Origin of the sequence: Kitasatospora sp. GP82 (assembly GCF_029892105.1) — a bacterium.
Taxonomy (GTDB): domain Bacteria; phylum Actinomycetota; class Actinomycetes; order Streptomycetales; family Streptomycetaceae; genus Kitasatospora.
The window spans coordinates 13,678-39,777 of the sequence record NZ_JARZAJ010000009.1 but is presented as its reverse complement, the minus strand read 5'-3'; the positions used below and the strand labels follow the sequence as shown (position 1 = coordinate 39,777).

21 protein-coding genes are annotated in these 26,100 nt (G+C 71.6%); 11 read left to right on the top strand and 10 right to left on the bottom strand.

From position 1 onward, the window contains the following. Window positions 1-161 precede the first annotated feature (161 nt). The 5 genes from egtA to P3T39_RS11420 all read left to right on the top strand — a co-directional run bounded on the left by egtA (window position 162) and on the right by P3T39_RS11420 (window position 6,179). Window positions 162-1,517 (top strand): ergothioneine biosynthesis glutamate--cysteine ligase EgtA, encoded by a 1,356-nt coding sequence (gene egtA, locus P3T39_RS11440; protein WP_280697370.1) that lies wholly within the window; start codon window positions 162-164, stop codon window positions 1,515-1,517. Beyond that, window positions 1,511-2,857, top strand: coding sequence for an ergothioneine biosynthesis protein EgtB (gene egtB, locus P3T39_RS11435; RefSeq protein ID WP_280697369.1), 1,347 nt, complete (start codon window positions 1,511-1,513; stop codon window positions 2,855-2,857). The genes egtA and egtB overlap by 7 nt, the downstream gene beginning before the upstream one ends. After that, window positions 2,857-3,597, top strand: a complete 741-nt coding sequence (egtC, locus tag P3T39_RS11430) for an ergothioneine biosynthesis protein EgtC (protein WP_280697368.1) — start codon at window positions 2,857-2,859, stop codon at window positions 3,595-3,597. The genes egtB and egtC overlap by 1 nt, the downstream gene beginning before the upstream one ends. A gap of 62 nt (window positions 3,598-3,659) precedes the next feature. After that, a complete protein-coding gene (egtD, locus tag P3T39_RS11425; protein ID WP_280697367.1) occupies window positions 3,660-4,643 on the top strand; it encodes an L-histidine N(alpha)-methyltransferase in 984 nt (327 codons plus the stop codon). A 111-nt stretch (window positions 4,644-4,754) separates the two neighbouring features. After that, a complete protein-coding gene (locus P3T39_RS11420; protein WP_280697508.1) occupies window positions 4,755-6,179 on the top strand; it encodes a sugar porter family MFS transporter in 1,425 nt (474 codons plus the stop codon). 194 nt (window positions 6,180-6,373) lie between these two features. On the opposite strand, the gene P3T39_RS11415 is transcribed toward P3T39_RS11420, so the two are convergent. Beyond that, complete coding sequence (locus P3T39_RS11415) at window positions 6,374-7,021, bottom strand: TetR/AcrR family transcriptional regulator (protein ID WP_280697507.1); 648 nt, start codon at window positions 7,019-7,021, stop codon at window positions 6,374-6,376. Window positions 7,022-7,200: 179 nt separating this feature from the next. Here P3T39_RS11415 and P3T39_RS11410 point away from each other — a divergent pair, with 179 nt between their 5' ends. The 3 genes from P3T39_RS11410 to fabG all read left to right on the top strand — a co-directional run bounded on the left by P3T39_RS11410 (window position 7,201) and on the right by fabG (window position 10,583). Further along, window positions 7,201-8,364 carry an acyl-CoA dehydrogenase family protein gene (locus P3T39_RS11410; RefSeq protein WP_280697366.1) on the top strand — a complete coding sequence of 388 codons (1,164 nt, stop codon included), beginning with the start codon at window positions 7,201-7,203 and terminating at the stop codon, window positions 8,362-8,364. 134 nt (window positions 8,365-8,498) lie between these two features. Further along, entirely contained in the window at window positions 8,499-9,686 is a 1,188-nt protein-coding gene (locus tag P3T39_RS11405) for an acetyl-CoA C-acyltransferase (RefSeq protein WP_280697365.1), read from the top strand. Window positions 9,687-9,824: 138 nt separating this feature from the next. Next, a complete protein-coding gene (fabG, locus tag P3T39_RS11400) occupies window positions 9,825-10,583 on the top strand; it encodes a 3-oxoacyl-ACP reductase FabG (protein ID WP_280697364.1) in 759 nt (252 codons plus the stop codon). A 757-nt stretch (window positions 10,584-11,340) separates the two neighbouring features. Here the strand turns inward: fabG and P3T39_RS11395 are convergent. From P3T39_RS11395 to P3T39_RS11385, 3 genes are all read right to left on the bottom strand, one after another. Next, window positions 11,341-11,559, bottom strand: coding sequence for a hypothetical protein (locus P3T39_RS11395; protein ID WP_280697363.1), 219 nt, complete (start codon window positions 11,557-11,559; stop codon window positions 11,341-11,343). Between the two features lie 121 nt (window positions 11,560-11,680). After that, window positions 11,681-12,316, bottom strand: a complete 636-nt coding sequence (locus P3T39_RS11390; RefSeq protein WP_280697362.1) for a cyclase — start codon at window positions 12,314-12,316, stop codon at window positions 11,681-11,683. Window positions 12,317-12,982: 666 nt separating this feature from the next. After that, a complete protein-coding gene (locus tag P3T39_RS11385; RefSeq protein ID WP_280697361.1) occupies window positions 12,983-15,121 on the bottom strand; it encodes a SpoIIE family protein phosphatase in 2,139 nt (712 codons plus the stop codon). Window positions 15,122-15,356: 235 nt separating this feature from the next. On the opposite strand from P3T39_RS11385, the gene P3T39_RS11380 reads away from it, so the two are divergent. Further along, complete coding sequence (locus P3T39_RS11380) at window positions 15,357-15,989, top strand: hypothetical protein (protein ID WP_280697360.1); 633 nt, start codon at window positions 15,357-15,359, stop codon at window positions 15,987-15,989. A 100-nt stretch (window positions 15,990-16,089) separates the two neighbouring features. Here P3T39_RS11380 and P3T39_RS11375 read toward each other — a convergent pair whose 3' ends face one another. Then, complete coding sequence (locus tag P3T39_RS11375; protein ID WP_280697359.1) at window positions 16,090-18,300, bottom strand: tetratricopeptide repeat protein; 2,211 nt, start codon at window positions 18,298-18,300, stop codon at window positions 16,090-16,092. 257 nt (window positions 18,301-18,557) lie between these two features. Between P3T39_RS11375 and P3T39_RS11370 the strand changes: the two genes are divergently transcribed. Together P3T39_RS11370 and P3T39_RS11365 are read left to right on the top strand one after the other, a co-directional pair. Next, complete coding sequence (locus tag P3T39_RS11370; RefSeq protein ID WP_348534332.1) at window positions 18,558-19,010, top strand: DUF4232 domain-containing protein; 453 nt, start codon at window positions 18,558-18,560, stop codon at window positions 19,008-19,010. Between the two features lie 136 nt (window positions 19,011-19,146). Next, window positions 19,147-20,121, top strand: a complete 975-nt coding sequence (locus P3T39_RS11365) for a magnesium transporter CorA family protein (RefSeq protein ID WP_280697358.1) — start codon at window positions 19,147-19,149, stop codon at window positions 20,119-20,121. A 272-nt stretch (window positions 20,122-20,393) separates the two neighbouring features. On the opposite strand, the gene P3T39_RS11360 is transcribed toward P3T39_RS11365, so the two are convergent. The 5 genes from P3T39_RS11360 to P3T39_RS11340 all read right to left on the bottom strand — a co-directional run bounded on the left by P3T39_RS11360 (window position 20,394) and on the right by P3T39_RS11340 (window position 26,093). Next, complete coding sequence (locus tag P3T39_RS11360; RefSeq protein WP_280697357.1) at window positions 20,394-24,389, bottom strand: LysM peptidoglycan-binding domain-containing protein; 3,996 nt, start codon at window positions 24,387-24,389, stop codon at window positions 20,394-20,396. After that, a complete protein-coding gene (locus P3T39_RS11355; RefSeq protein ID WP_280697356.1) occupies window positions 24,389-24,802 on the bottom strand; it encodes a hypothetical protein in 414 nt (137 codons plus the stop codon). Before P3T39_RS11355 ends, P3T39_RS11360 begins: the two co-directional genes overlap by 1 nt. A gap of 121 nt (window positions 24,803-24,923) precedes the next feature. After that, a complete protein-coding gene (locus P3T39_RS11350) occupies window positions 24,924-25,370 on the bottom strand; it encodes a TadE/TadG family type IV pilus assembly protein (RefSeq protein ID WP_280697355.1) in 447 nt (148 codons plus the stop codon). Window positions 25,371-25,383: 13 nt separating this feature from the next. After that, window positions 25,384-25,746 carry a TadE/TadG family type IV pilus assembly protein gene (locus tag P3T39_RS11345; protein ID WP_280697353.1) on the bottom strand — a complete coding sequence of 121 codons (363 nt, stop codon included), beginning with the start codon at window positions 25,744-25,746 and terminating at the stop codon, window positions 25,384-25,386. 77 nt (window positions 25,747-25,823) lie between these two features. Next, window positions 25,824-26,093 (bottom strand): hypothetical protein, encoded by a 270-nt coding sequence (locus P3T39_RS11340; protein WP_280697352.1) that lies wholly within the window; start codon window positions 26,091-26,093, stop codon window positions 25,824-25,826. Window positions 26,094-26,100 lie beyond the last annotated feature (7 nt).

Below are 26,100 nucleotides of genomic sequence, written 5' to 3'. Positions count from 1 at the left end.
TTGTTGGAGATCGGCGTTGATGTTTGATTCGTAGCAGACTGAGGCAAGAAGAACCGGGCCGCGAGCGCGGCCTGAGGATGGTGAGTCCGGTGACAGCCGTACAACCGAACCGAGCGCCCCAGACAGCGCCAACCCCGACAGCGCACCACGCGCGGACCGAGGTGAGCAGACTGACCGACACGCTGACCGACATATCGCCGCCCTGGGCCGATGTGCCGCCACTCACCGAGGCGAACGCCGAGGGACATCTGACCGCCATCTGTTTCAAGATCGGCCCGCCCCGGCTGGTCGGGGTGGAGGCGGAGTGGTTCATCCACGACACCGGAAACCCGGGTTCAGCGGTGGCGCCGGACCGGGTGGACCGGGCCCTGGCAGCACTGCCCACCCGCCCCGACGGCCAACACCCCCACCCCGACGGCCCGTTCCTCCCGGCGGGCTCCCGTCTCACCCGCGAACCCGGCGGCCAGGTAGAGCTCAGCTCCCCGCCCGCCGACAGCCCGGCCGACTGCGCCGAGGGCTTACTGCTCGACCAGGCCGCCCTCCGCACCGCACTCGCCGCCCAGGGCCTGCGCCTCACCGGCTCCGGCACCGATCCACTGGCACGCGAACGCCGGTTGGAGCTGTGCCAACCCCGCTATCTGGCGATGGAGCGGCACTTCGACCGCGCCGGGCCATGGGGCCGGATCATGATGTGCGGTACCGCCTCCCTCCAGGTCTGCGTGGACGCCGGGACCGCCGACGGCCCGCTGGCGTACCCGGATCGCTGGCGGCTGATCCACCTGCTGGGCCCGGTGCTGGTCGCCGCGTTCGCCAACTCGCCACTGCTGGACGGCAGGGCGACCGGTCACCGTTCCACCCGGCAGATGGTCTGGTCCCGGATGGACCCGAGCCGCACCCTGGCACCGCAGCTCACCGACCACGACCCGCGCGAGAGTTGGGCGCGCTACGTCCTGGACGCCGAGGTGCTGTGCATCCGCCGCACCGACGGCCTGCCCTGGACGGCCCCCGCCGGGCTCACCTTCCGCGACTGGCTGCGCGGCGCGGGCGAGCGCCCACCGACCCAGGCCGATCTGGACTACCACTGCACCACGCTCTTCCCGCCGGTCCGCCCGCGCGGCCATCTGGAGCTGCGCATGATCGACGCCCAGCCCGGCAGCGGCTGGCTCGTCCCGCTCGCCCTGGTCACCGGGCTGCTGGACGACCCGACCGCCGCCGACACCGCGCTCGCCGCGCTCGAACCGCTCGGCACGGCCACCCGCCGGCCGCCGCGCACCGAGCTCTGGCGGCGGGCCGCCACCCTCGCCACGGCCGACCCGGGACTGCGCCGGGCCGCACTCGCCTGTTTCGGCGCCGCCGACAGCGCGCTCGCCCGCCGCCCCGGCACGGAGCGGCTGCGTACGGCACTCGCCGAGTTCGCCGATCGCTACCCCGCGCGCGGCCGATGTCCCGCCGACGACCAGCTGGACGCCCTCCGCGCCGGCACTCACCCCGCCTTCCAGGAGGCCGCCCGATGCTGAACGCCGACCGCCGCACCCTGGCCGACGCCACCGCGCTCGGCACCGAGTCCCTGCGTGAGCGGATCGCCGCCGAGCTGCTCACCGCACGCGCCCGCACCGCCGAGCTCACCGACTGCGTGGACGACCGCGACCTCACCACCCAGCACTCCCCCCTGATGTCGCCGCTGGTCTGGGACCTCGCCCATATCGGCAACCAGGAGGAGCTCTGGCTGCTGCGCAACGTCGGCGGCCGCGAGGCGATGCACCCCGAGATCGACTCGCTCTACGACGCCTTCCAGCACTCGCGTGCCGAACGCCCCACCCTCCCGCTGCTCGCGCCTGCCGAGGCACGCGCCTACTCGCACGAGGTCCGCGGCCGGGTCCTGGACCTGCTCGCCGCCAGCCCGCTCGAAGGCGTACCACTGCTGGACGAGGGCTTCGCCTTCGGGATGATCGCCCAGCACGAACAGCAGCACGACGAGACGATGCTGATCACCCATCAGCTGCGGCAGGGCCCGGTCGCACTGGACGCACCGCCGCCACCGGCCGCGGACCAGGGGCCGCTCCCGGCCGAAGTCCTCGTCCCCGCCGGTCCGTTCACCATGGGCACCGACACCGAGCCCTGGTCGCTGGACAACGAACGCCCCTCCCACCGGGTCGAAGTCGCCGCCTTCCGGCTGGACACCGCCCCGGTGGGCAACGCCGCCTACCAGGAGTTCATCGCGGACGGCGGCTACGACAACCCCCGCTGGTGGACCCCCGAGGGCTGGGAGCACCGCCGACAGGCCGGGCTCACCGCCCCGCTGTTCTGGCACCGCGACGGCGGCCAGTGGCTGCGCCGCCGCTTCGGGGTCACCGAACCCGTGCCGCCGAACGAGCCCGTGCTGCACGTGTGCTGGTACGAGGCCGACGCGTACGCCCGCTGGGCCGGACGGCGGCTGCCGACCGAGGCCGAGTGGGAGAAGGCCGCCCGGTACGACCCCGCCACCGACCGCTCCCGTCGCTATCCCTGGGGCGACGCCGAGCCCACCGCCGAGCAGGCCAACCTGGGCCAGCGCCACCTTCGGCCCGCCCCCGTCGGCAGCTACCCGGCAGGCGAGTCGCCCCACGGGGCCCGGCAGTTGATCGGCGATGTGTGGGAGTGGACGGCGAGCGACTTCCTGCCGTACCCGGGCTTCAGGGCCTGGCCGTACCAGGAGTACTCCGAGGTGTTCTTCGGCCCGCAGTACAAGGTGCTGCGCGGCGGCTCGTTCGCAGTCGCGCCGGTCGCCTGCCGAGGCACCTTCCGCAACTGGGACTACCCGATCAGGCGGCAGATCTTCTCCGGCTTCCGGACCGCCGCCTCGGTGGAAGGCAGCTGATGTGCCGCCATCTCGCCTACCTCGGTGAGCCGTTGGCCATCCGGCGGCTGGTGCTCGACCCGCCCATGGGCCTGTACCGGCAGTCCTGGGCGCCCCGCCTCCAGCAGTACGGCAGTGTCAACGTGGACGGCTTCGGCGTCGGCTGGTACGCCGAGCACGACCCCGTCCCGGCCCGCTACCGGCGGGCCGGGCCGATCTGGGCGGACGACTCCTTCGCCGACCTCGCCCGGGTGGTGCGGACGGGCGCCCTGCTGGCCGCCGTCCGCTCCGCCACCGACGGCTGCGCGGCGGGCGAGGCGGCCGCCGCGCCGTTCGCAGCCGAGCGCTGGCTGTTCAGCCACAACGGCGCACTGCCCGGCTGGCCGCACCAGCTCGGCAAACTGGCCGGCACCCTGCCGCCCGAGGAGCTGCTGAGCCTGGCCGCAGGCAGTGACTCCGCTCTGCTGTGGGCGCTCGCCCTGCACCGGCTGCACGAGGGCGCGAGGCTGGACACCGCACTTGCCGACACCGTCCGCGAGACGGCCGGACACTGCCCCGAGGCCCGGCTCAATCTGCTGCTCACCGACGGCACTTCGATCGCCGCGACCGCCTGGGGCGACACGCTCTGCTACCGCACCGGACCTTCCTCGGTGGTCGTCGCCTCGGAGCCGTACGACGACCTGCCCGGCTGGGTCCACCCACCCGACCGCTCTCTGCTGCTCGCCACCCCCGACGGCGTGACCGTCCGGTCCATCAACTGACCGCACCAACCCAGTCGCGTCAGTAGCGTCAACTGATCGCACTGCGAGAGGAATTCCTCGCCATGAGCACCTTCGACCTCACCCGCCTGCTGCCGACCGACCACTTCGGCCGCGCACTACGGCACGATGTGCAGCAGGGCCTGACCGCCAGCCCCAAGTGGCTGCCGCCGAAGTGGTTCTACGACGCCCGGGGAAGCGAGCTGTTCGAGCAGATCACCCGGCTGCCCGAGTACTACCCCACCCGCGCCGAGCGCGAGATCCTGACCGCCCGCGCACGCGAGATCGCGGCGGTGACCAAGGCCCGCACCCTGGTGGAACTCGGCTCGGGCTCCTCCGAGAAGACCCGGCTGCTGCTCGACGCCCTGCGCGAGGTGGGCAGCCTGCGGGCGTACGTACCCGTGGACGTCAGCGAGAGCGCGCTGGCGGCCGCCGGGCAGGCGCTGACCGAGGAGTACCCCGGACTCGCGGTGCACGGCGTGGTCACCGACTTCACCCAGGGCCTCGGACTGCCCCCGGGCAACGGGCCCCGGCTGGTCGCCTTCCTCGGTGGAACGCTGGGCAACCTGCTGCCCGCCGAACGGGCCGAGTTCCTCGCCGCGCTGCGCCGGGAGCTGGAGCCGGGCGACTCGCTGCTGCTCGGCACCGACCTGGTCAAGGACGTCCATACGCTGGTCGCCGCCTACGACGACGCCGCAGGGGTGACGGCCGCGTTCAACCGCAATGTACTCAACGTGGTCAACCGCGAGCTGTCGGCGGACTTCGACCCCGAGATGTTCGACCATGTCGCGCTCTGGGATCCGAGGGCCGAGTGGATCGAGATGCGGCTGCGTTCGCGCAGGTCGCAGATGGTGACGGTGGCGGCGCTCGGTCTCTCGGTGCACTTCGAGGAGGGAGAGGAGCTGCGGACCGAGGTCTCGGCCAAGTTCCGGCACTCCAGGATCGCCGACGAGCTGGCGGCAGCCGGGTTCCGGCTGGCCGACTGGTGGACGGACGAGCAGGGGCGGTTCGGACTGTCACTGGCGGAGCCGGTCGGGCCGCACGCCTGAGCTTGTGTTCAAGTTTTGAAGAGGTGAAGTGATGAAATCGGACCTGATGTACAAGCCTTAAACGATCTGGGGTTACTATCTCAGCGCCTCAGCGTTGAGTACAGGAGTCAGATCGTGAGCGTCACCCAGCAGCCCCAACGGTCCGGGGCCCAGGCCCCGGACCGACTCGGCTTCGTCGTCTTCATCACCGCAGCCGCCGCTCTCGGCGGCTTCCTGTTCGGCTACGACAGCTCCGTGATCAACGGTGCGGTGTCCGGCATCCAGAACAGGTTCGGGATCGGCGACGGTGTCACCGGCCTGATCGTCTCCTCCGCCCTGCTCGGTTCGGCGGTCGGCGCCGCACTGGCCGGGCGCTTTGCCGACCGCTATGGCCGCATTCGAGTCATGAAGGTCGCGGCCATCCTCTTCGCGATCAGCGCGATCGGCTCGATGCTGCCCTTCGCGGCCTGGGACCTGGCGTTCTGGCGGGTGCTCGGCGGCGCGGCGATCGGCATAGCCTCGGTGATCGCCCCCACCTACATCGCCGAGGTCGCACCGACCAGGTACCGGGGCCGACTGGCGTCCTTCCAGCAGGCCGCGATCGTGCTCGGCATCGCGATCTCGCAGCTGGTCAACTGGGTGCTGACCGAGTCGGCGGGTGGCGACACCCGCGGACACCTGCTCGGCCTGGAGGCCTGGCAGTGGATGCTCGGGATCTGTGTGATCCCCGCCGTGGTCTACTTCGTGCTCTCCTCGATGATCCCGGAGTCGCCCCGCTACCTGATCTCCATGAACCGGCTGGCCGACGCCCGTACGGTGCTCCGCGAGGTCGAGGGCGAGGGCATCGACACCGACGCCCGGATCGCCGAGGTCCAGGGTCTGATCGCCTCCGACCACCAGCCGCGCTTCAAGGACCTGCTCGGCGGGCGCTTCGGCCTGCTGCCGATCGTCTGGGTCGGTATCGGGCTCTCGGTCTTCCAGCAGCTGGTCGGTATCAACGTCATCTTCTACTACTCGTCGATCCTCTGGCAGTCCGTCGGGATCGACCAGAGCAGCTCGCTGCTGATCAGCTTCTCCAGCTCGATCATCAACATCGTCGGTACGGTGATCGCGATCCTGCTGGTCGACCGGATCGGCCGCAAGCCGCTGGCGGTGATCGGCTCGGCCGGTATGGCCGTCTCGCTCGGCGCCGCCGCCTGGGCGTTCAGCTCGGCAACCGGCAGCGGGAAGAACGTCCACATCCCCGACCTTCAGGGCACGGTGGCACTGGTCGCCGCCAACGCCTTCGTCCTCTTCTTCGCGCTGTCCTGGGGCGTGGTGGTCTGGGTGATGCTCGGCGAGATGTTCCCGAACCGGATCCGGGCGGCAGCGCTGTCGGTCGCCGCCTCGGCACAGTGGATCGCCAACTGGGCCATCACCGTGTCGTTCCCGTCGATGGCCAGCTGGAGCCTCTCCGCCACGTACGCGATCTACGCGGCCTTCGCGGGACTGTCGATCATCTTCGTGGCCCGCTTCATGAAGGAGACCAAGGGCGTCCGCCTGGAGGACATGGGCTGACACCCGACCCGCTCGCCGAAAGGCCCCGCACCGAAAGGAGCGGGGCCCTTCGTGCACCCCCGCGCCGTGCCTCACCCACCCGACGTCGGCCGATCGTCCGGGCACGGCCCGCCCGGCTGGGCCTGGACACCTCCACCGTAAGGGCCTGTCTGACAGTTCCCGCCGGATCAGCGCGCGGCGTCGGGTGCCCGGGGTCAGTGAGTGGCGCCGACGATCCGCCGGTAGCGCAGTTCGAGGCCGTCCAGCAGCGCCTCAAGACCGGTCTCGAATGCGCCTTCGTCGATACTGCGGCGGTGTTCGGCGAGCAGGTGGGCCTCGCCGAGGTGCGGGTACTCGGCGGCGTAGACCTGGGCGTCCTCGGGGAAGCCGGCGGCGAAGGAGCCGAGGGCCGAGCCGGTGATGAAGTACCGCATCAGCGCACCGATCCTGGTCGCCTGGCCGCGCGGCCACCCGGCGTCCACCAGGCACCCGAAGACGGCGTCGGCGAGGCGCAGCGCGTTGGGCCGGCGGCCGGGCCCCTGGGCGAGCACCGGGACGATGTTGGGGTGGGCGGCGAGGGCGGCGCGGTAGGAGCGGGCCCAGTCGCGCAGCGCCGTACGCCACTCGGGGGCTTCCTGCCCCTCGAACATACCGAGGTCGACCTCGCCCATCACGGTGTCCACCACGGCGTCGAGCAGGTCGTCCTTGGTGGCGAAGTGGTTGTAGAGCGAGGGGCCGCTGACCGAGAGTTCGGTGGCCAGACGGCGGGTGGAGAGCCCTTCCAGACCCTCGGTGTCGATGAGTGCGAGAGCTGTTGTGACGATGCGGTCGCGGCTGAGCAGCGGGGTGCGCGGGCGCGCCATCATCGCCTCCTTCGGATGTGTGTTCCCGATCATTCTGGCAGCCCCCGCCGGCCCCGATCCGGGCGCCTCTTCCCAGAGCCGGTCCTGGCGGGCTACAGTCCGAGAAAAACTTGCACCGCTAGTTTAACCGCTCCGGCCTCCCGGCCGGGGACGGGACGAGGACGAGGGGTCCGCCGCCCATGAACCTGGAACTCTCCGAGGAGCAGGCCGCCGTACGCGAGCTGGCCGCCGAGTTCACCGATCGCGAGATCGTGCCGTACGCCGCCGCCTGGGACCGCGCCGAATCGGTGGACCGGGCGATCATCGGCAAGCTGGGCAAGCTGGGCTTCCTGGGGCTGACCATCCCCGAGGAGTACGGCGGCAGCGGCGGGGACCACCTGGCGTACTGCCTGGTGCTGGAGGAGCTGGGCCGGGGCGACTCCTCGGTGCGCGGGATCGTCTCGGTGTCGCTGGGCCTGGTCGCCAAGTCCGTCAACGGCTACGGCAGCGAGGAGCAGAAGCGGCACTGGCTGCCCCGGCTGACCTCGGGCGACGCGCTCGCCTGCTTCGCCCTCACCGAGCCCGGCACCGGTTCGGACGCCGCCAACCTCACCACCCGGGCGGTCCGGGACGGCGACGACTGGCTGATCACCGGCGCCAAGATGTTCATCACCAACGGGACATGGGCCGATCTGGCGCTGGTCTTCGCCCGCACCGGCGGCACCGATCCGGACCGGCAGGGACATCGCGGAGTGACCGCCTTCCTGGTCCCCACCGACCTGCCGGGCTTCGAACGCCGGGAGATACACGGCAAGTTGGGCCTGCGCGGCCAGGCGACGGCCGAACTCGTCCTCACCGGCGTACGGGTCCCCGACAGTGCCAGGCTCGGCGCCGAGGGCAAGGGCTTCACGGTGGCGATGGCCGCGCTGGCCAAGGGCCGGATGTCGGTCGCGGCCGGCTGTGTCGGCATCGCCCGCGCCTGTCTGGAGGCGGCCGTCGGCTACGCCAAGGAGCGCGAGCAGTTCGGGAAGCCCATCGCCTCGCACCAGTTGGTGCAGGAGCTGCTCGCCGACATCTCGGTCGAGGTCGAGGCGGCTCGGCTGCTGACCTGGCGGGTGGCCGACCACATCGAGCGCGGACTTCCGTTCGCCACCGAGTCCTCGGTCGCCAAGCTCTACGCCAGCGAGGCGGCGGTCAAGGCGGCCAACAACGCGCTCCAGGTCTTCGGCGGTTACGGCTTCATCGACGAGTACCCCGTCGGCAAGTACCTGCGCGACGCCCGGGTGATGACCCTTTACGAAGGGACCAGCCAGATCCAGAAGCTGCTCATCGGCCGGTCGCTGACCGACGTCAGCGCATTCTGAGCAGTGGCGTACGCCGAACCATCACGTCCCGAACCGTCACACGCCGAACCATCACGTCCCGAACCGTCACACGCTGAGCCGTCACACGCTGAGCCATCACGTCTTCCGAACCACCTGTAGAGGAGCCCGAGAAAGTGCGTCCCGTCTACTTCGCCGCCGCCCGCCGGACCCCGATCGGACGGCTGCGCGGCGCGCTGTCCACCGTACGCCCCGACGACCTCTCGGCAGCCGTACTGCGTGGACTGCTCGATCAGGTACCGCAGTTGGACCCGGCCAGGATCGACGACGTCTACTGGGGCGCCGCCAACCAGGCCGGGGAGGACAACCGCAACGCCGCCCGGATGGCCGTACTGCTCGCCGGACTGCCGGACAGCGTGCCCGGCGCCACGCTCAACCGGCTCTGCGCCTCGGGGATGGAGGCCGTGACGACGGCGGCGCGGGCCATCGGCTCCGGCGAGGCGGAGATCGTGCTCGCGGGCGGCTGCGAGTCGATGAGCCGCGCGCCCTTCGTCCTCCCCCGCCCGGACGAGGCACTGCCGCACCGGATCGAGACCTACGACACCCGGCTCGGCTGGCGGCTCACCAACCCCCGGATGCAGGAGCTGCACGGCGTGCTCTCGATGGGCGAGACCGCCGAGGAGGTCGCCGCCCGGTACGGCATCGGCCGTGACCAACAGGACGAGTTCGCGCTGCGCAGCCACCAGCGGGCCGCCACCGCCCGCAAGGACGGGCACTTCGACGCCGAGATCCTGCCCGTGCTGCGGCCGGACGGAGTGACGGTCGAGCAGGACGAGAGCATCCGCGAGGACACCACACTGGAGAAGCTCGCCCGCCTGAAGCCGGTCTTCCGGGAGGGCGGCACGGTGACCGCCGGGAACGCCTCGCCGATGAACGACGGCGCGGCCGGACTGCTGCTGGTGAGCGAGGAGGCACTGCGGGAGCTGGAGTTGGAGCCGCTCGGCCGCTACGTCGGCGGGGCCTCGGCCGGGGTGCACCCCGATGTGATGGGCATCGGCCCGGTACCCGCGACCCGCAAGCTGCTCGGCCGGGTCGGCTGGCAGGTCGGGGACATCGAGGAGGCCGAGTTCAACGAGGCGTTCGCCGCCCAGGCACTGGCCTGTGTGGGCGAGTTGGGCTTCGACCCGGAACTGGTGAACCCGAGCGGCGGCGCGATCGCGCTCGGCCACCCGCTGGGCAGCTCGGGTGCCCGTATCCTCACCACCCTGCTCCACCGGATGCGCCGTACCGGCGCGCGGCGCGGCCTGGCCACCATGTGCGTGGGCGTTGGCCAGGGCAGCGCCGTGGTCGTCGAGCGCGTCTGACCCACCTGCCTGTCCGCCGACGGCAACCATGCCTAGGCGGCCCTGCGCCTGCTCCTCGGGCCGGGGCCGGCCAGGCGCCCGGGATCGGCAGGACAGGCCCGGAAGATTCCGACCATCAAGCTGGCAAGGAGAATTGGCATGGCACGTTTCGCAGGCAGGGTCGCCGTGGTCACCGGGGCGGCGCAGGGGATCGGTGCGGCCACCGCGCTGCGGCTGGCCGAGGAGGGCGCCGCGGTCGCCGTAGTGGACCTGACGGCCGAGCGGGCGCAGGGCACGGTGGAGGCGATCGCCGCCAAGGGCGGGACAGCGCGGGCGTACGGCTGCGACGTGGCGGACTACGACGCCGTGGACGCGGTCTTCGCTGCCGTGGCCCAGGAGTTGGGCGGGATCCACATCCTGGTCAACAACGCCGGGATCACCCGGGACAACCTCTTCTTCAAGATGCCCAAGGCGGACTGGGACGCCGTGCTGACGGTCAATCTGACCAGCGCCTACAACTGCAGCCATGTGGCGCAGAAGTACATGGTCCGGCAGAAGTACGGCAAGATCGTCTCGCTCAGCTCCCGCTCCGCGCTCGGCAACCGGGGCCAGGCCAACTACGCCGCCGCCAAGGCCGGGATCCAGGGCCTGACGGCAACGCTGGCGATCGAGCTGGGCCCGTTCAACATCAACGTCAACGCGGTGGCACCGGGCTACATCGCCACCTCGATGACCGCCGCCACCGCCGAGCGGGTCGGCGCCACCGCCGAGGCTCACCAGGCCGAGGTGGCCGACCGCACTCCGCTGCGCCGGGTCGGGCAGCCGGAGGAGATCGCCTCCGTGGTCGCCTTCCTGGCCAGTGAGGACGCCTCCTACGTCAGCGGCCAGACCCTGTACGTGAACGGAGGGGCACGCTGATCGGGTGACTGACCGGCCGTCAGATGGCCGATTCCGGTGTGGCGTTACCGGCACCGGGATCGGCCACTACCTATTCAGGTGGCCGGTAGGGGGCCCAGCCGGCACCTCCGATGGCCATGGCACGAGAGCTCCCGGACGGACGAGACGGCGGGGTCGGCCTTCCATGGCCGGAGCCCGTTGATTCGCCGTACCGAAGGAGTCCCATGGGCAGCTCCCCCGCCACCGCAGCGCCCCGACGCTCCACGGTGGTCCGCGCCTTGGCCCTGCTCGCCATCGGCGCCACCGGCCTGACCCCCACCGCGCCGACCGGCACCACCCTGACCGCCAGCTCCTCAACCACCGGCGACCACCGCGGCACACCCGACATCAGCATGAGCGCAGCCGTGGACGGCGCAGCCTGGACGTACGAGTCCTACGACCCGGCCCGCGCCGGCTGGCACCTCACCGGCGGCACCAGCGAAGCCACCCCCGTCTTCTCGGGCGTCATCGCCCTCGCCGGCCAACCGGCGGGGCACCGCCTCGGCCAGCTCAACCGGCGACTGTACGGACTCGCACTCGCACCGCCCGGGCGGAGCGGCCATCACCGATGTGACGAGCGGCGACAACTCCTGAGCCGGCGTCGAGGGTTACCAGGCCACCAAGGGCCACGACCTGGCGAGCGGCCTCGGCATGATCGACGGGGCCCGCTTCGTGCACGCCATCGCCGGCCGCTGACGGGGTGGCCCCGTGAAGCGGCCGGAGGCCTCTTCCCGGATGCTCAACGTCGACGCCGACGCAGAGCACCAGCGGTGCCGCACAGGGCCATGAACAGGGAGCCGCCCACCAGCCATGGCAGATTCGAGGCGAGCGATGTCGCAGGGTGGTCCTCGAAGAACGTCCGCGACGTCGCTTCCCCGAGCAACCCACCCGTCAGCGCGATCGCCCAGAACACCAGGAACAACGTCCAACCGTTTCGGGCAGCTATCCAGTCATTCACGCGATCATCATGCACCCGGCACCTTGCCGGCCACGCGTCGGCCCCGCCGCGCGGCGACCGCGTACCGAGACCACACCGCCCGAGATCGCACCGCCCCGGGCAGCCGGGCGCGGAACGCCGCTCAGCTGACGCTTGTCGAGCTGAGGATCTCGTTCGACGAGGGGAAGCAGGCGGTGGGCACGTCGACGTTGAAGAAGCCGACGGGGACGCTCGCGGTGAAGGTCAGCCCGGGGGACGAGTAGCTGGTGCCGCCGAGCGCGGTCTGGACGGTGCTTCCGGAGGCGCCGGCCGTCAGGTCCAGCGTGAGGGCGGGCAGCGTGAACGTGCTTCCTCCGGCAATCGGACCGGTCACCGTCACAATGACGTTGCCGCCGTTGACGGTGACGCTTGCGCTACCGGGGTCGGACCCGCCCGCGATCGACTCGTCGATCAGTGTGGTGTTCGCGGGCACCGGGACCGTGAGCTGGATGTCGCTGATCGACTTCAGGGTGTACCCGCTCACCGAGGTGGGGACCGCGAGCGGATCGGGAGCCAGGGTGACGGAGAACTGACTGCCGGAGGCCACCGTGCCCGGCGCGGTGGCGTTGACGCCGGCGTGGAGGGAGAAGGTCTGTGCGGAGCCGATCGGCGGCGTGGCCTGGCAGGCCAGGTCGACCGACGTGTCGGCGGCCGACGCGGGAGGCGTGAACAGCCCGGCCGCGACCAGCCCACCGGCCAGCACTATCGAAACGCGCGGGAGGACGGACGTCGTTCTCATGCACTTCTCCTGTCTCATCCGGGGGTTGCTCCCCTGATTCTTTTCCCTGGCCATGCCAAGAGGGTTTCAGGATGGGCGCCGCCACCCACCACAACAAGCCTTCCGGCAAATGGATCTGAGACAGTTTCGGCCATTCGTACCCCTGCTCGCCCTGCGCATGGTAGAGCGCCCCGGAGGGCACGCCGGCACACTCAGGCATGTCTCCAGTTCAAGGTCCCGACATCCGGTGTGATCGTCTGGGATCCCTCAGCCGTCGGGCAGGCAGGCGCGGGCCCGACCTCGGCGAGGTCCGGTTCTGCGGGAGGCCGGGCGGTCCAGCCGGGAGCGGTGTCGCGAGGCCATGCCACGCACAGGTACGACGTGGTCGACCCCGCGAACGGATACCGGTCACCGGACCGCGACCCGGCGAAGCCCACCCCGCCACAGATGCCCCCCGATGTGACAACTGTCCTGGCGGGCAGCCTTCCTGGGACTTCCCGGCCGAGCACGACGTACAAGTCGGCGTACGAGACCCAGGCCATCCGGGCGAGCCTCCAGCAGCTGACCCAGGTCGGGCAGGGCATCGCAGCCGTGGTCAAGAACGCCACCACCGTCGACTCCGCCGGCGTTCTCCGAACAGCCCCTGATCGGGACGACGGTGAGGCGGGGGCCCCGCCGGCTTCCGGTTCAGCGGGGAACGGAACGGACGAGCAGCAGCGCGATGTCGTCGGTGCGGTGTCTGGACTGCTCGGCGTGGCCGATGAGCTCGTCGGCCACGTGCTCGAGCGGTTCACCCCCGTGGCGGGCGAATGTGGCGCAGAGGCCGTCCAGAACGTGGCCCAGGTCGACGCCGGGCCTCTCGACCAGGCCGTCGGTGTACAGGGCCAGGGTGGTGCCGACCGGCAGGGGGATGCGAGTCAGCGGGTAGTCGACGGCGGGATCCACGTTGAGAAGCACGCCGTTGTGCGGGTCCAGCACACTCGCCCGGCCGTCGTGGCCGCGCAGCAACGGCGGGGGATGTCCGGCATCGGCCAGCCAGGCCTCCCGCCGGGACAGGTCGACCCGCAGATAGGCGCAGCTGGCCAACAGCGTGGTACCCAGCTCGAAGAGCAGACGGTTGGTACGGGCCAGCACGGTGCGGGGATCGGCATCGGCCGTCGCAAAGGCGTGGACGGCGGTGCGGATCTGTCCCATCAAGGCGGCGGCGTTGGCATTGTGACCCTCGACGTCGCCGATGACGACGGCCGCGGTGTCGCGATCAATGCGGATGAGGTCGTAGAAGTCGCCGCCGATGTCCATGCCTTCGGTGCAGGGCAGGTAACGCACGGCGGTCTCCAGCCCTGGAACCGCAGGCAGGGCATGCGGCAGCAGACTCTCCTGGAGACCGCGGGCAAGGCCGAGTTTGACGTCGTACAGCCGGGCGCGGTCGAGGGCCTGGGCGATCAGGCCGCCGAGTGCCGTGAGCACGGCGCGTTCGTCCACGGTGAAGCAGTGCGGCTCGGCGAAGGCCAGCACACACGTCCCGATCAGCCGACCGGAGACCACCAACGGCAGATAGGCCCAGGCCGCCATGCCGTCCTGTGTCTCACGACGGCCCGGGTAGACCCGCTCCAGCTCCTCGCGGGTCTCGAAGAAGGCGGGCGCCGGGATGGTCAACGCCTGGACGCCGGGGGTGGGAGCGGTCAACGGGGTGCTGTCGAACCGGTCGACCAGGCCGGGTGAATAGCCGCGGTGGCCCACGATGCGCAGTCGGCCGCTCTCGGCCAGCAGCACGGCGACCGCCTGACCACCGAAGGCCGGCACGATCTGCTCGGAGACCATGCTCACCACATCCTGCACGCTGACCGCCTCGGTCAGCGTGCCGGCGAGGTGCAGGATGTGGTAGAGGACCCCGGTCCGCGTCGGCACGGCAGGACCGATGGCCGTTCTGGACGCCGGCAGGTCACTCTGGGCGACCTCGGCGTCGGTGATACGCACGGTGAGTCCGGAGGCGTCCGGGTAGAGCTCGAAGGACAGCCACCGGCCCGGCGGCCGCAGTGCCACGAACGACGTGGGCTGTCCGCTGATCACCGCCGCCCGGTGCCGGTCCTCGTACACGGGATCACGGAGCCACGGCAGCACCGCCCAGGGGCGGGCACCCCGGAGTCGGTCGGCGGGCTCGCCCAGCAGATCGGCCGCGCGCTCCGTGAGGAAGGTCACCCGACCGCGCTGGTCGATGGCGCAGATCCCCTCGGGCAGCCGGGCCATCACCGCGGTGGGCGCATCGCCACTCTCCGTGCCGACCGACAGCGGCCTCGGGCCGGGCCGGAGCGGTCGGCCCGCGCGGTCCGCCCGTTCCAGTTCGGCGGCCAGCTCGCCGGCGAGCGCCGTGAGCCCGTCGCGCTCCTGCCGCGACAGCTCGGCGGGATGGGCCGCGGGCCAGAGCAGGAACACCGCGCCGTACGTACGCCGCCCGGTGGCGAGCGGAGCAACCGCGAGGCAGAAGGCGTAGGGCATGGCCACCGCGACCCGTGGATACCGCCGTGCCATCTCCGCTGCGCCGCCCACCCAGACCAGGCGGCCGTCGCGCACCGCATCGGCTACCGGGATCGGTGCGGCCAGGCCGATGCGCTCCCAGGGCCGGGTGAACTGCTTTGCCGCGCCGAGTGTCATCGCCAGGTGGAGTACTTGCAGGTCATCCGGGAGCAGGTACAGTCCGCCGATGTGCGCGCCGAGTCCGCCGGAAGCCGACCGCAGGATCGGAACCAGCACACCGAAGTCGCCCTCGGCTACCGGTTTCGCTCCGCCAGGCGCGGGCCGGGAGAGTACGGACCGTGACGTGCTCACCGCAACCACCTTGCCTCCAGCCGACGAGGTGCGCCCGCGACGGCCCTGTTCCCATACTCGCCCGGACTGCACCGGATGTCCCGTACGGCGACGGAACGCAGGGGACGCATCCCTGGACGGTTCCCTCGTCCGAGACTGTCGTCAACCTCTACGGTTACCGATGGTCGAACTTACGGTCGAAGTAGCGAGGGACTGCACGTTGGAGCTTGTGCCGGACGATGATCCGCTGGGTGGCATGCGTCCGCTGTTGGAACAGGCCGAGGCCCTCCTGGGCTATGAGCCCCAGGAGGGTTTCCCCGACCGTTGCTGGGTTCTCCACACGGCCTACGGGGGAGAGACGCGGGTCCGGTGGAACGACCTGCTGGCGAGGGCCGGCAAGCGCCTGGAGGACTGGCAGTGCACCCCGTCGTATCGAGTCTTCAGGGGGCTCGACCTGCCCGCGGGCTTCGAGGGTCCGTCGCTGGGGGAGATCGACCGGGAGTCCCTTTCCCGCCTGGTCGGGATTCTGGCCCGGCACAGCCCTGACGGGCTGGGCACGGAGTGCTACTGGGCCCAGGCAGCGATCGAGGACATCCCCTGCCCGGTCCCGGCCCGCCGCGGCCGACTCCACGAGGCGCTGGCACATCACGACGCCTGCACAGCACCCGATCGGGTCGTGTCGACGCAGTTCCCCGCACATTGGTGGCCCTTGGACCGGTCCTGGTTCGTCCTCACCGACTGGGACCTGAACGGGACCGAGGTCTTCGGCAGCCCGGCCCTGATCGCCGATCTGCTCTCCGACGGCGCACTGGACGCCGTGCGCCACCCGAGCATCACCGAGGTCCAGGGCAACTCCGCGCAGTGGCACGCTCAGAGGCCCCGCCAGTAGGCAGTCACGGGAGTCGGTTGCACCGTCCAGGGGCGCCCCATCCTGACGGGTTGCCCACTGGCGGAGCCCTTGGGCGGGTCAGGGCCGAGCGCTCGGAGCGCTACAGCTGGGTCTCGATCTCGGCGGTCACCAGCTGCTTGAGGTAGCGCTCGGCCGCACGGAGTTTGCGGCCGTCCGGTCCCGGAAGGTAGGCGCGGAGCTCGATGATCTCCGGGGCGACCCTGATCGCCTCGGTGCGGTCCCGGATCGAGCGCCAGCACGCCTCCGCGTTGGTCGCCGCCTGCTGGGTCTCCGGGTGCTCGGCCCCCTCCGATCGAAGCAGCGTCAGGGCCACCTCGCGGTACAGCTCGGCGGCCAGCTCCGGACGGCCCGCCAGGCGCAGTACATGGGCGCGGACCTGACGCACCTGCAGAACGGCCGGTGCGACCGGGCCGTGGGCGGACAGCGCCTGCTGCTCCAGTTCGAGCGCGAGCTCGGTGGCGGCCTCGTGCTCGCCCGCGTCCGCGTTGCGGACGATCCGGCCGATCGCCTCGCGGTACACGGCGAGCGGGTCGGCATCGGGTGCAGGCTCCGGCGCGGCTTCGGGCTCGACGGCCGGCTCTGGCTCGGCTTCGGGTTCGGGCTCGAACTCGGGCTCGGGCTCGGGCTCGATGGGCAGCGGCTTGCCGAGGCTGACCGGGGGGACGGGCTCCCCGGCAATCAGCTCGGCCCCGGCCTCAACGATCGGCTCGGGCTCGGATTCAGTCTCGGGCTCGGGGGCGGGCTCGAACTCGGGCTCGGGCTCGATGGGCAGCGGCTTGCGGAGGCTGACCGGGGGGACGGGTTCCCCGGCAGTCGGTTCGGCCCCGGCTCCGGGCGCGGCCTCGGGCTGAACCGCCGGAACACGGACCGCCTCCAGCGGCTCGGGGGCGGGCAGGGGAAGGACCTTGGACAGGCTCACCAGAGCCTCCCCCACCTCGGCGAACTCAGGCCGGGGCACCTCGGGGAGCTGCCGCTGCGCCGTCTTCAGCAGAGAGACCGGGCGTCCCCGACGCGGTGGCGTCGGCGGCACGCCGGGCTTGAGCAGTGAGACCGGTCCGCGCGGCGCCGCCGCCTTCGCCGCCTCCTGGGCCACGCCCTTGGACAGCATCACGACCGGCTTCGCCGCCCCCGGGCGCGGACGCGCCGCCCGCGCCGGCGGCTTCGGCAGCACGGCGGCCGGACGCGGGCCCTCGTACGGACGGGGCACCCCGTCGCCCAGCTGACGCGCCGTATTGCGGAACAGCGGCCGGTCGGCCGGGTGCGAGGTGTGGATGATCACGTCCGGACGCAGCACCGAGTGCACCTGCTGACGCAGCTGCTCCGGCGCGAGGACGGGCTCCGCGCCGGGGCGTCCGCCGTGCAGTGCCTCTATCAAGGCCCGGGTGAAGGTACCGATCTGCTCCGGATCCGGGGCGATCACCGCCCAGAGCGGGAGGCCGTCCGTCAACGTGGAGACGGTGCCCTGCAGTTGGGGCCAGAGCGCCTGTTCGGCGCTGAGGTCGGCGATCACCAGGGTGTCCCACTCCGCCGGGCGGTGCCGCAGCTCCGCCGCGACGGCCGACCAGGGCAGTCCGTCCTGCCGGACCGTGCCCGGCTTGGTGTCGCGCAGCGTCAGGTAGAGCTGGCCGCCGCGCCGGTCGGCGATCAGGTGGCCGCCGAGGTGGACGAGCAGCGGTCCGGCGTGGCGTGCAGCGGCCCGCAGGTGGGCGAGAACGCTCTGCGGATCGGCGGCACCCGGCAGGTGGACGGCGTCCACCGCGTCCGCCGCCAGCAGGATCGAGGGCGACACCCCCGCCAGCATCGCCGACAGTACCGGCGCCTGCGCGGACCCACTGCGGCCCCAGGCACGACGGCCTGACGCACCGTAGCCGCCTTCGACCACCAGGATCCGGCCGCGCAGTCCACCGCCGAGGCCGGGGCCGGCCGCTACGGGCGCCACGCCCGGGCTGCCCGCACCGTTCGGACCGTTCGGGGCACTCGGACTCGCGATGGGCTGCTGGGGCGGGATCGCGGGCATGAGGCCCGTCCAGCCGGTCGAGGGCATTGCGGCGTCCGGACCGCCTGGGCTGCCTTGGGCGCCTGGGCCGTCGGTGACCGGCGGGAGTGGCGCCGTGCGCTCGGCGTGCGGCGGCACAGCATCCCGCTGGTACGGGGACGCGGCCGCGTACGGTGCGGGGGACGGGTCGGCCGGGACGGCCGGCGGTTCCGCCGGGTACGGGGGCAGCGGGGTCGTCTCGTCGGCTCCGGGAGGCCTGCTGCCACTCCCGGAGGTCGATGTGAGGTCCGCCACCGCCGGTCTCCGCCCCACCCCGCCTGTTCACGCGGGGTCCGTATCTCCCACCGTGGTGCCCTTCACCACGCCCGATCTCGCCACCATACGGTGTGATCCCTCGGCCGATCCAGACCGGGGCAGCTCAGCTGTCGGCCGATGCGAACCTGTATTCGGCCGCGGGACGCCGTTCCGGCCGTGGAGCGAAAGCAAAGAGATAGTCAAACGCCGTGACACGATGAGCATATGGACTCGCCAGTGGTCAGGCCTCGTCAGATATCGCTCATCACCGTGGGCTCGCGGCTCACTGCGAGCGCTCTGCTAACCGCCTGCGGTACGCGGTCCGCGGCAGGCTCCGGGACCGGAAGCCCAGCGGCCGCCGCACCTTCCCCACCACCCCCAGGCCCTGCCCGGAGACGGGAGCCAGGCTTCGGACCGGGGATACCGAGGCCGCGATGGGCCTGCGGGTGATGACCGTCGAGCTGGTCAACCGCGGCAAGCCGCCGTACGCCCTTGACGGCTGTCCGACCGTCCGTGTCCTTGACGACAGTCTGGAGCCCTTCGACGTCTACGTCAGTCACGGTTCCTCCGCGATCTCCACAATCGAACGTTTCGACGCGGGGCCCACCCCGTTGACCGTGCGGCCCGGTGAGACCGCTGTGACCAGGCCGACCTGGAGGAACACGGTGACGGATGTCACGGCCACGCCGGCGACAGCTTCACCAGCCTGATCGAGCTCTTCAAGAAGGCCGCGTAACAGCACGGCCGGCCCTCGACGGGTGCGGCACCGAAACGATGCCGTACCCGGCTCCGCTCTCCGTGGCAGTCGCCGTCGGGCGCAGAAAAGCCCTGGCTACGCTGTCCCGCATGACTAGAACCCGGCTCTATCGCAGCGGCAACCTGGTGCTCGAGGATTTTCCCGTCGAGGACATCTCCGAGTACGTGTCCGACCCCTCGGCGGTGGTCTGGCTGGACCTGTGCGCACCCGGCCCCGCCGACCTCGCAATGATCAGTGAGGAGTTCGGCCTGCACGCGCTGGCCGTGGAGGACGCGCGGAACGACCATCAGCGCCCGAAGCTTGATCGGTACCGCACCCACTCGTTCCTGAGCGCCTATGCGATCAGCACGGACCGGGAGAGCGGGCTGCTGACGACGAGCGAGGTCTCGGCATTCATCACCGACACCGCCCTGATCACCGTCCGCAAGGACGCCGGCTTCGACATCGAACAGGTGGTCGCCCGCTGGGACGACACTCCTGACCTGGTCAAGCACGGTGTCGGCTTCCTGCTCTACGGGCTGCTCGATTTCATCGTCGACGGCCACTTCGCCGCCGTGCAGGACCTCGACGACCGAATAGAGGAAGTCGAGGACATGCTGTTCGAGGACAGCACCCGGGAGATCGAGTCCGTCCAGCGCCGCTCCTTCGAACTGCGCAAGAGCCTGGTGAGACTGCGCCGGGTCGTCCTGCCGATGCGTGAGGTCGTGAACAGCCTGCTCCGCCGCGATCTCCACATCGTCAGCGAGCCGCTGATGCCCTACTACCAGGACGTCTACGACCACGTCCTGCGGGCCACCGAGTGGACCGAGTCGCTGCGCGACATGGTGACCTCGATCATGGAGACGAACCTCACCGTCCAGGGCAACCGGATGAATCTCATCATGAAGAAGGTGACGAGCTGGGCGTCGATCATCGCCGTCCCCACCGCCATCACCGGCTTCTACGGGCAGAACGTCCCCTACCCGGGGTTCGGGACCGAATGGGGCTTCCTCGTCTCCACGGGGGCCACCGTCGTACTCTCCGCCGTGCTGTACGTCAGCTTCAGGCGGAAGGACTGGATCTGACGGAACTCGGATACGCCGCGCAGCGGCCGGGACGTGGGCCGATGTGATCGGCTCACACGTCCCGGCGGTCGGTGCGCGGGTGTGGCACCCGGTTCGGGGCAGTGCTCTCGCTGACACCAAGCCCGGTGGCCCTGGCCGCGTGGCGGTGCGTCATCGGCGTCCAGGACCTGACCGCAGCGGTCCTTGAGCAGGCCACGGACTTGCCAATCCATTGCCGACGAACCACCTTCACTGCCGGTGAAGTTGCGGATGCCACAGGCAGCGGCCAAGGCTCAGTTTCCGGCGAGCAGGTCGCGGAGGAGTGCGACGGTGTCCGCGTCGAGATCGCGGCCGGTCCGGCGGCTGAGGGCGTCCAGGCGGTTGACGGCGCGGACGAGTTGGTCACGGGCTCCGGCGGAGGCGTAGGTGTAGAAGAGGTCGCGGTGCAGGAGCTCGACGTCGGGAGCGACGGCGAGACCGCGGAAGATGGCGGCCTCGGCGCTGCGGTGGTCACCGTACTGGAGGCGGCGGGCGGCGAGTTCGTGGGCGGTGTCGACGATGGCGGCGAGCATGTCCTGACGCTCGGGCTCGGCCCAGGTGTAGGCGGTGGCCGGTGCCTCGGCGAACGGGGCGCCGCGCACCAGGGCGAGGGCGTGGGCGAGCGCGGCGTCGGCAGTACTGCTGGTACTGCGCATGCCGCGCCGGTACAGACTGCGGAACTCGTCCCAGTCGCAGGTCACCGTCGGGGCGAAGGCGTAGCCGTCGGGTGCGTCCGGGCGGAGGAGGGCCCGGCCCTCGGCCGAGGTGCCGAACCAGGCGGCCAGTTCGGCGAGTCGGGCGGGCAACGGGGTCTCGGGGTGTTCGACTGCGCCCTCGGAGGCGGTCTCGGGCGTGCTCTCACGGGCAGGGGCGAGATGCGCGGCGCCCGGGTGCAGGGCCCGGTCGAGAGCGCCGTGTTCGACCCCCGGGCGGAGAGCGAGCAGAGCGGCGAGCTCGGTGAGGCGGGCGACGGCCGCCGGTTCGGCGGGGCCGGCAGCACCGAGTACGTCCACCGGACCGAGGAGGCGGATCCGGGGCGCGGTGCGGACGGCGTGCGCCTCCGGGGAACGCAGGATGGCGAGCAGGTCGTCGCTGTCACTGCGGCCGACGGCCGACTGCGCAGGGGCCGGGACCGGGGCGGACATCGGACGCTCCGGACGCTCCGGATACGCGGCGTCGGCGGGCGCCGGGCGCGCCTGGTCGGCCAGGCCGGCGGAGGCCTCCGGCGGGGGTGCCGACTCGTGCATCGGCACGGGCTCGGGTGGCACCGTCGGGGCAGCGGGTGTTGTGGGTGTTGCGGGTGTTGCGATCGCGGACTCTGACCGCCCGTCAGCAATGGGACGCGTGGGGACGGGCTCCACAGGCGCGACGGGAGCAGCGGGGCTGACCTCAGCGGTGGGCGGCACCACGGGCGGGACCGCACGGGGGCCGGTCGGCGCGGAGGGCACCGAACTGCCGTTGCTGTGCAGGCCACGGCCGTTGGCGCTGTACCGGGACGGGCGCCCGGAGGCGTCGGGGGTGCTCGGGGCCACCGGGGCAGTCGGGGCCATCGGGGCCACTGGGGCGTCCGGGGTCGCAGCGGCGCTCGGAGCACCGGGCTTCGAGAGTGCCACCGGGCCGGCCGGTCGCGGGGCCGGGGTAACGGTCGGGTCGGTGCCCGCGAACGGGCTGGCGCCGGTGCCGATCACCCTGGTGACCAGCTGCGCCCCGGCCAGGTCCGCCGGAAGCGCGACGGAATCGCCCGAGGGGGCCCCTACGCTCGCCAGGACCGGTACGGGAAGCGGAAGTTCGGTCGGATCGAGGTCGGCACCCGGCCCGTCCAGGGTCCAGTCGGGTGCGGGGTACTGGGTGGTGTCGCAGGCGACCCGCAGCAGTTCACCGAGCTGGTCGTACTGCTCGGGGTCGAGGCGCTGGAGTTCCACGGCGAGATGCAGGCCCGGAATGGTCGCCGCGCCCGTACTGGGGAGCGTCCAGCGCGCGACCGGGCCGCTGCCGCGTTCGGGCGCACGGGTGACGACGGCGAGGCAGGTACGAGGGGTGTTGTCGAGCAGCCGTCCGAGTTCGGCGGGCAGGTTGCCACCGGGCGGCTGCGCGGAGAGCACGATCTCGGGCACCCAGGACGCATCGGCGTGGCCCCGGCTGCGGGCATCCCTGGGGCTGGCGGCTTCGGCGGCCACCAGCGTGGCCCTGGCCTTGGCCGTACGCGGGCCGAGCGCGGTGATCGCGGACTCCAGGGTGTCGTACCTGTGCACCCGTTCGACGGCGGAGCCGGTGAGCGGCAGGTCCTCGGCCAGCCCGACCAGGTGCAGGTGCAGCCGGTCGGCGAGCGGGCTGTGCGCCAACTCGACCGCCAGCGTGCGCAGTACGTCGCGCGCGTCGTCCGGATGCCCGGACAGGTGCATCAGCCGTACGGTCTCCAGGTCGGCGAGCACCACCGCCCCGTCCGGCGCGGTGCCCAGGGTGACCAGGGCCGGGTAGGGGGCCGACGCCTTGGCCGCCTGCGCGGCGGAGAGCAGCTCGGGGGAACCCTCCGGGCACCACCAGACATTGGGCGCATGGGCGGCCCGGAAGGGCGCGATCGGGGTGGCAGGCGCGGCGAGGTGGAGTTCCACCGTGTGCCCGGGGGTGACCCGGACGGCGACCAGAGCGGGCAGGCGCTTGCCGGTGCGGACGGTGTTGCGGGCCATGGTCCGCAGCGCACGGTTCAACAGGTCGAGACCGAGTTCGCTCTGACGCACCTTCAGCTCCGCCTCGAAGGCGGCGGCGGGTGGCGGCGGCAGCGCGATGCGGTGCCGGGGACGGCGAGCACGCTGCTGATCGCCCCGGCGGCGCGCGACGGTGCCGATCATCACCGCCGCCAGCAGGACACCGACGCTGGAGGCGGCGAGTGCGACGCTGTAGTCACCGCTGGGCGCGGACGCCCTGGCGGGGGTGTGAGCCGGTGCCTTGGTGGGCGAAGCCGCGCCGTTGGCAGACGGCTTGCTGTCGGACGGCGCGGACGGCTTGGCCGTGGGCGGCGGTACGACGGGGGCCTGACTCGGCACGGCGCTTGGCACACTCGGCGCGCTCGGCTCCGAACTGGCCGGACTGGCCGGACTGGTTGGACTGGCCGGACTGGTTGGAGTGCTTGGAGTGCTTGACGTCGAAGGCGGTGGCGTTGCCGGAGCCTGCGCCCCGGGCAGGGTCAGGATTGTGCCGGGGACCAGCACGTCGGGATCGGTCAACCGCGTCCCGTCCGGTGCACCCGCCCCCTTGTTGGCGTCGAAGAGTTTCGGCCATGCCTCGGCATCGCCCAACTCCCTTTCGGCGATGGCCGACAGAGTGTCGCCGTTCCGCACGGTGACACTGGCGTGCCGCCCGGCGGCGGGCTTCACGGAGGCCGTTCCGCTCTCCTGGGGTGTGCTGGGCGCGGGGCTCTGGGCGGGCGTCCCGTCCGGCTTGGCGTCACCCGGCATGAGCAGCTTCCAGCCGGGCTGGATGGGCCGGTCCGCGTCGAAACGGATGCCGGAATCGTCCATCACCCGTCCGCTGTTGAGCTTGGCAATCTCCATCCAGCGTTCGCCGGAGCCGAGTTGACGTTCGGCGATGGACCAGAGGCTGTCCGCCGGCCGGGCATCCCTGACGGTGTACGTCGGGCGCTGCTCGGCGGCGGGTGCCAGTGCGGGGGCGACGGGCGCCGCGGGCAGGGCGGCGTACGGTGCGCGAGCCGTCAACTGGGCCGGAGCCACCGCGGCTTGGGCATTCTCGGGAGTGGCGGCGAAGGCTCCGCCCGCGACCGGCAGTACGGCGAGCACCGAGCCGACCAGACCGGCGGCGAGCCGCTGGCTCCAGCCGAAGGCGGGAATCCGGCGGGCGATCCGGCCGCGAAGCTGGGCCGGGATCTCCAGCAGCACGGAGAAGGCGAAGCAGAGCCACGCCACCCAGCCGACCGCCACCAGCGCCCAGAGGAACAGCCGTCCGTCGTCCGGTCCGGTGAGCATCGGGACGAGCCCGCCGGAGGCCGGGTCGCCCATGCCCTGGACCGCGAGCGTGCCGTACAGCAGCACCACGGGCAGGCCGATCAGCAGACCGGCAAGAGCGATCAGCGCGCCGAGCGCACCTGCCAGAGAGCCGGCGCTCCGTCGGCGGCGGTGCGGGCGCAGCGGCACCGGGCGCCGCTTCTCGGGGCCGGGCGAGCCGGCGGCGCCGCCGGGGGCGGGCGAGTCCGTACGGGTGCCGTGGGCGTGGTGCCTGGCTCGTGGCGCAGCCATCAGCCGTTCTCCGCTTCCGTTACTCCGTGCACCAGGGTGGCCGTTCCTCGGCCGTGCACCGGGAGGGTGTTGACGTTGATCGCGCCAAGCAGCGCGGTGCGGTACGTGGTGTCGATGCTCACCGTGACGGTGTGGTCGTCCTTGAAGGAGATCTCGGCGCTCAGGTGGTACTGGTCGAGGTAGGCGTCGGCGGCTCGGGTGGCGACGTCCAGGTCGTGCTCCCGGGCGCCGATCACGGGATAGCCGTCACCACGCAGGACCGCTGCCTCGTCGAGCTGCTGGCCGGCCACCCGGGCGGCCTCCTGGGCGCGGGCGTCGGTGTTCTCGATCGCGCGCAGGCGTCCGCCGCAGTCGAGCACGATCCCGATCACGACGACCAGTCCGGCGGCGCAGATCGCCACAAAGGTCGACACGGCTCCGGCGTCCGCCGTTGCGCCTCCCCCACGTCCGCTGTGGCGTGGCATCAATTCCCCTCCCCCACCTGGTGGTTCGACCGGCGGCCGACCAGTGCGACAAGTCCCCCGGCGGACCGGCTCACCCGGTTCCCCGGTACCGGTCGATCACCGAAGTGAACCGGCCGGTCATCGTCCTGCTGCCCGGCACTCCCCCTACCGACAGGTAGTCCAGGGCTACCTTGCAGCTCACCGTGACGCTGACGGTGTCGAGTTGGCCGGTCGGCGTGCTGATCGTGCCGTACTCCACCGGGGCTATCGAGGTGTCGCTGCACGGCACCCGCTGGTCTCGGAACACCTCCTGTGCCGCGTCGTCCGCCGCCTGCCTCGCGCCTTCCGGTGTCCGCGCCAGCGAGGCCGCGCGGGCGCCGGAACGTGCTGCCGCATCCACTACCCCGCCGGTGGTCTGAATACGCCCGGCCACTACGGCGATCATCACGAAGATCACCACCACCGGGATGATGATGGCCGCCTCCACCGCGACGCTTCCGGCATCGGGCGACTTCCGCAGGGATGGTCGCCGCCTCATGACCGACCCCGTCTCATGGCCGGCCTCCCTGCGGGACGAACTTCTCGCGTGGCGCGGTGACTTGACGGACGATGGTCAGCCCCGGCATGCCCGGGAGCAGCGCCTGCGCCCGGACGGAGACTCGAAGGCTGAACATCTGCGCGTCGCCGCCGGGGGCGACGTCCACCTGCTCGGCCAGCCCGCCCTGCCGGGTCAGGAAGTCCGAGGCCCGCTGGACGGCCTTCTCCGGTGTGCCGCCTCGGATCCGGCCCGCGTCCGCGCCCTCCCGGGCCGCGGTGAGCGCGGCCTGGCTCGCGTACCACCACAGGGCGGCCTGGACCACGAGTACTACCAGGAACAGCACGGCCGGGAAGACGATGGCCAGGCTGAGCGTCATCGCTCCCCGGTCGCACGAAGGGCCGGACCACCGAGGGACTGGGACCGACCACCGGCGGACTGGACGAGCTCCTCCGGTCACGTCGAGGTCGGCGCGTCGATCGGGGCGTCGTTGACCTTGGCCTTGACCTTTCCGGCCAGCGCGTAGAGAACTCCCACGACACCCGCCGCCACCGCGACCAACGCGACGACGGCCAGTGCGAGTTCGATGCTGATCGCTCCTCGGTCCCCGGCCGCACAGGCGGCGCGCACCCGGCCCATCCGGTACTGGAAGACGTACCTGCTCAGCTGCACCGGCAGCAGAAGGGGCAGCAGAAGTGCTGCGAACAGACTCCGGATTCGGTTCATGATCGGT

Excerpts from the sequence above, each read along its gene's own strand:
- P3T39_RS11380 (WP_280697360.1), top strand. The coding sequence starts at position 15,357 with ATGCGTCCGCTGTTGGAACAGGCCGAGGCCCTCCTGGGCTATGAGCCC.
- P3T39_RS11345 (WP_280697353.1), bottom strand. The coding sequence starts at position 25,746 with ATGACGCTCAGCCTGGCCATCGTCTTCCCGGCCGTGCTGTTCCTGGTA.
- egtB (WP_280697369.1), top strand. The coding sequence starts at position 1,511 with ATGCTGAACGCCGACCGCCGCACCCTGGCCGACGCCACCGCGCTCGGC.
- P3T39_RS11410 (WP_280697366.1), top strand. The coding sequence starts at position 7,201 with ATGAACCTGGAACTCTCCGAGGAGCAGGCCGCCGTACGCGAGCTGGCC.
- P3T39_RS11390 (WP_280697362.1), bottom strand. The coding sequence starts at position 12,316 with ATGAGAACGACGTCCGTCCTCCCGCGCGTTTCGATAGTGCTGGCCGGT.
- P3T39_RS11360 (WP_280697357.1), bottom strand. The coding sequence starts at position 24,389 with ATGGCTGCGCCACGAGCCAGGCACCACGCCCACGGCACCCGTACGGAC.
- egtD (WP_280697367.1), top strand. The coding sequence starts at position 3,660 with ATGAGCACCTTCGACCTCACCCGCCTGCTGCCGACCGACCACTTCGGC.
- P3T39_RS11415 (WP_280697507.1), bottom strand. The coding sequence starts at position 7,021 with ATGGCGCGCCCGCGCACCCCGCTGCTCAGCCGCGACCGCATCGTCACA.
- P3T39_RS11340 (WP_280697352.1), bottom strand. The coding sequence starts at position 26,093 with ATGAACCGAATCCGGAGTCTGTTCGCAGCACTTCTGCTGCCCCTTCTG.
- P3T39_RS11365 (WP_280697358.1), top strand. The coding sequence starts at position 19,147 with ATGACTAGAACCCGGCTCTATCGCAGCGGCAACCTGGTGCTCGAGGAT.
- fabG (WP_280697364.1), top strand. The coding sequence starts at position 9,825 with ATGGCACGTTTCGCAGGCAGGGTCGCCGTGGTCACCGGGGCGGCGCAG.
- egtC (WP_280697368.1), top strand. The coding sequence starts at position 2,857 with ATGTGCCGCCATCTCGCCTACCTCGGTGAGCCGTTGGCCATCCGGCGG.
- P3T39_RS11350 (WP_280697355.1), bottom strand. The coding sequence starts at position 25,370 with ATGAGGCGGCGACCATCCCTGCGGAAGTCGCCCGATGCCGGAAGCGTC.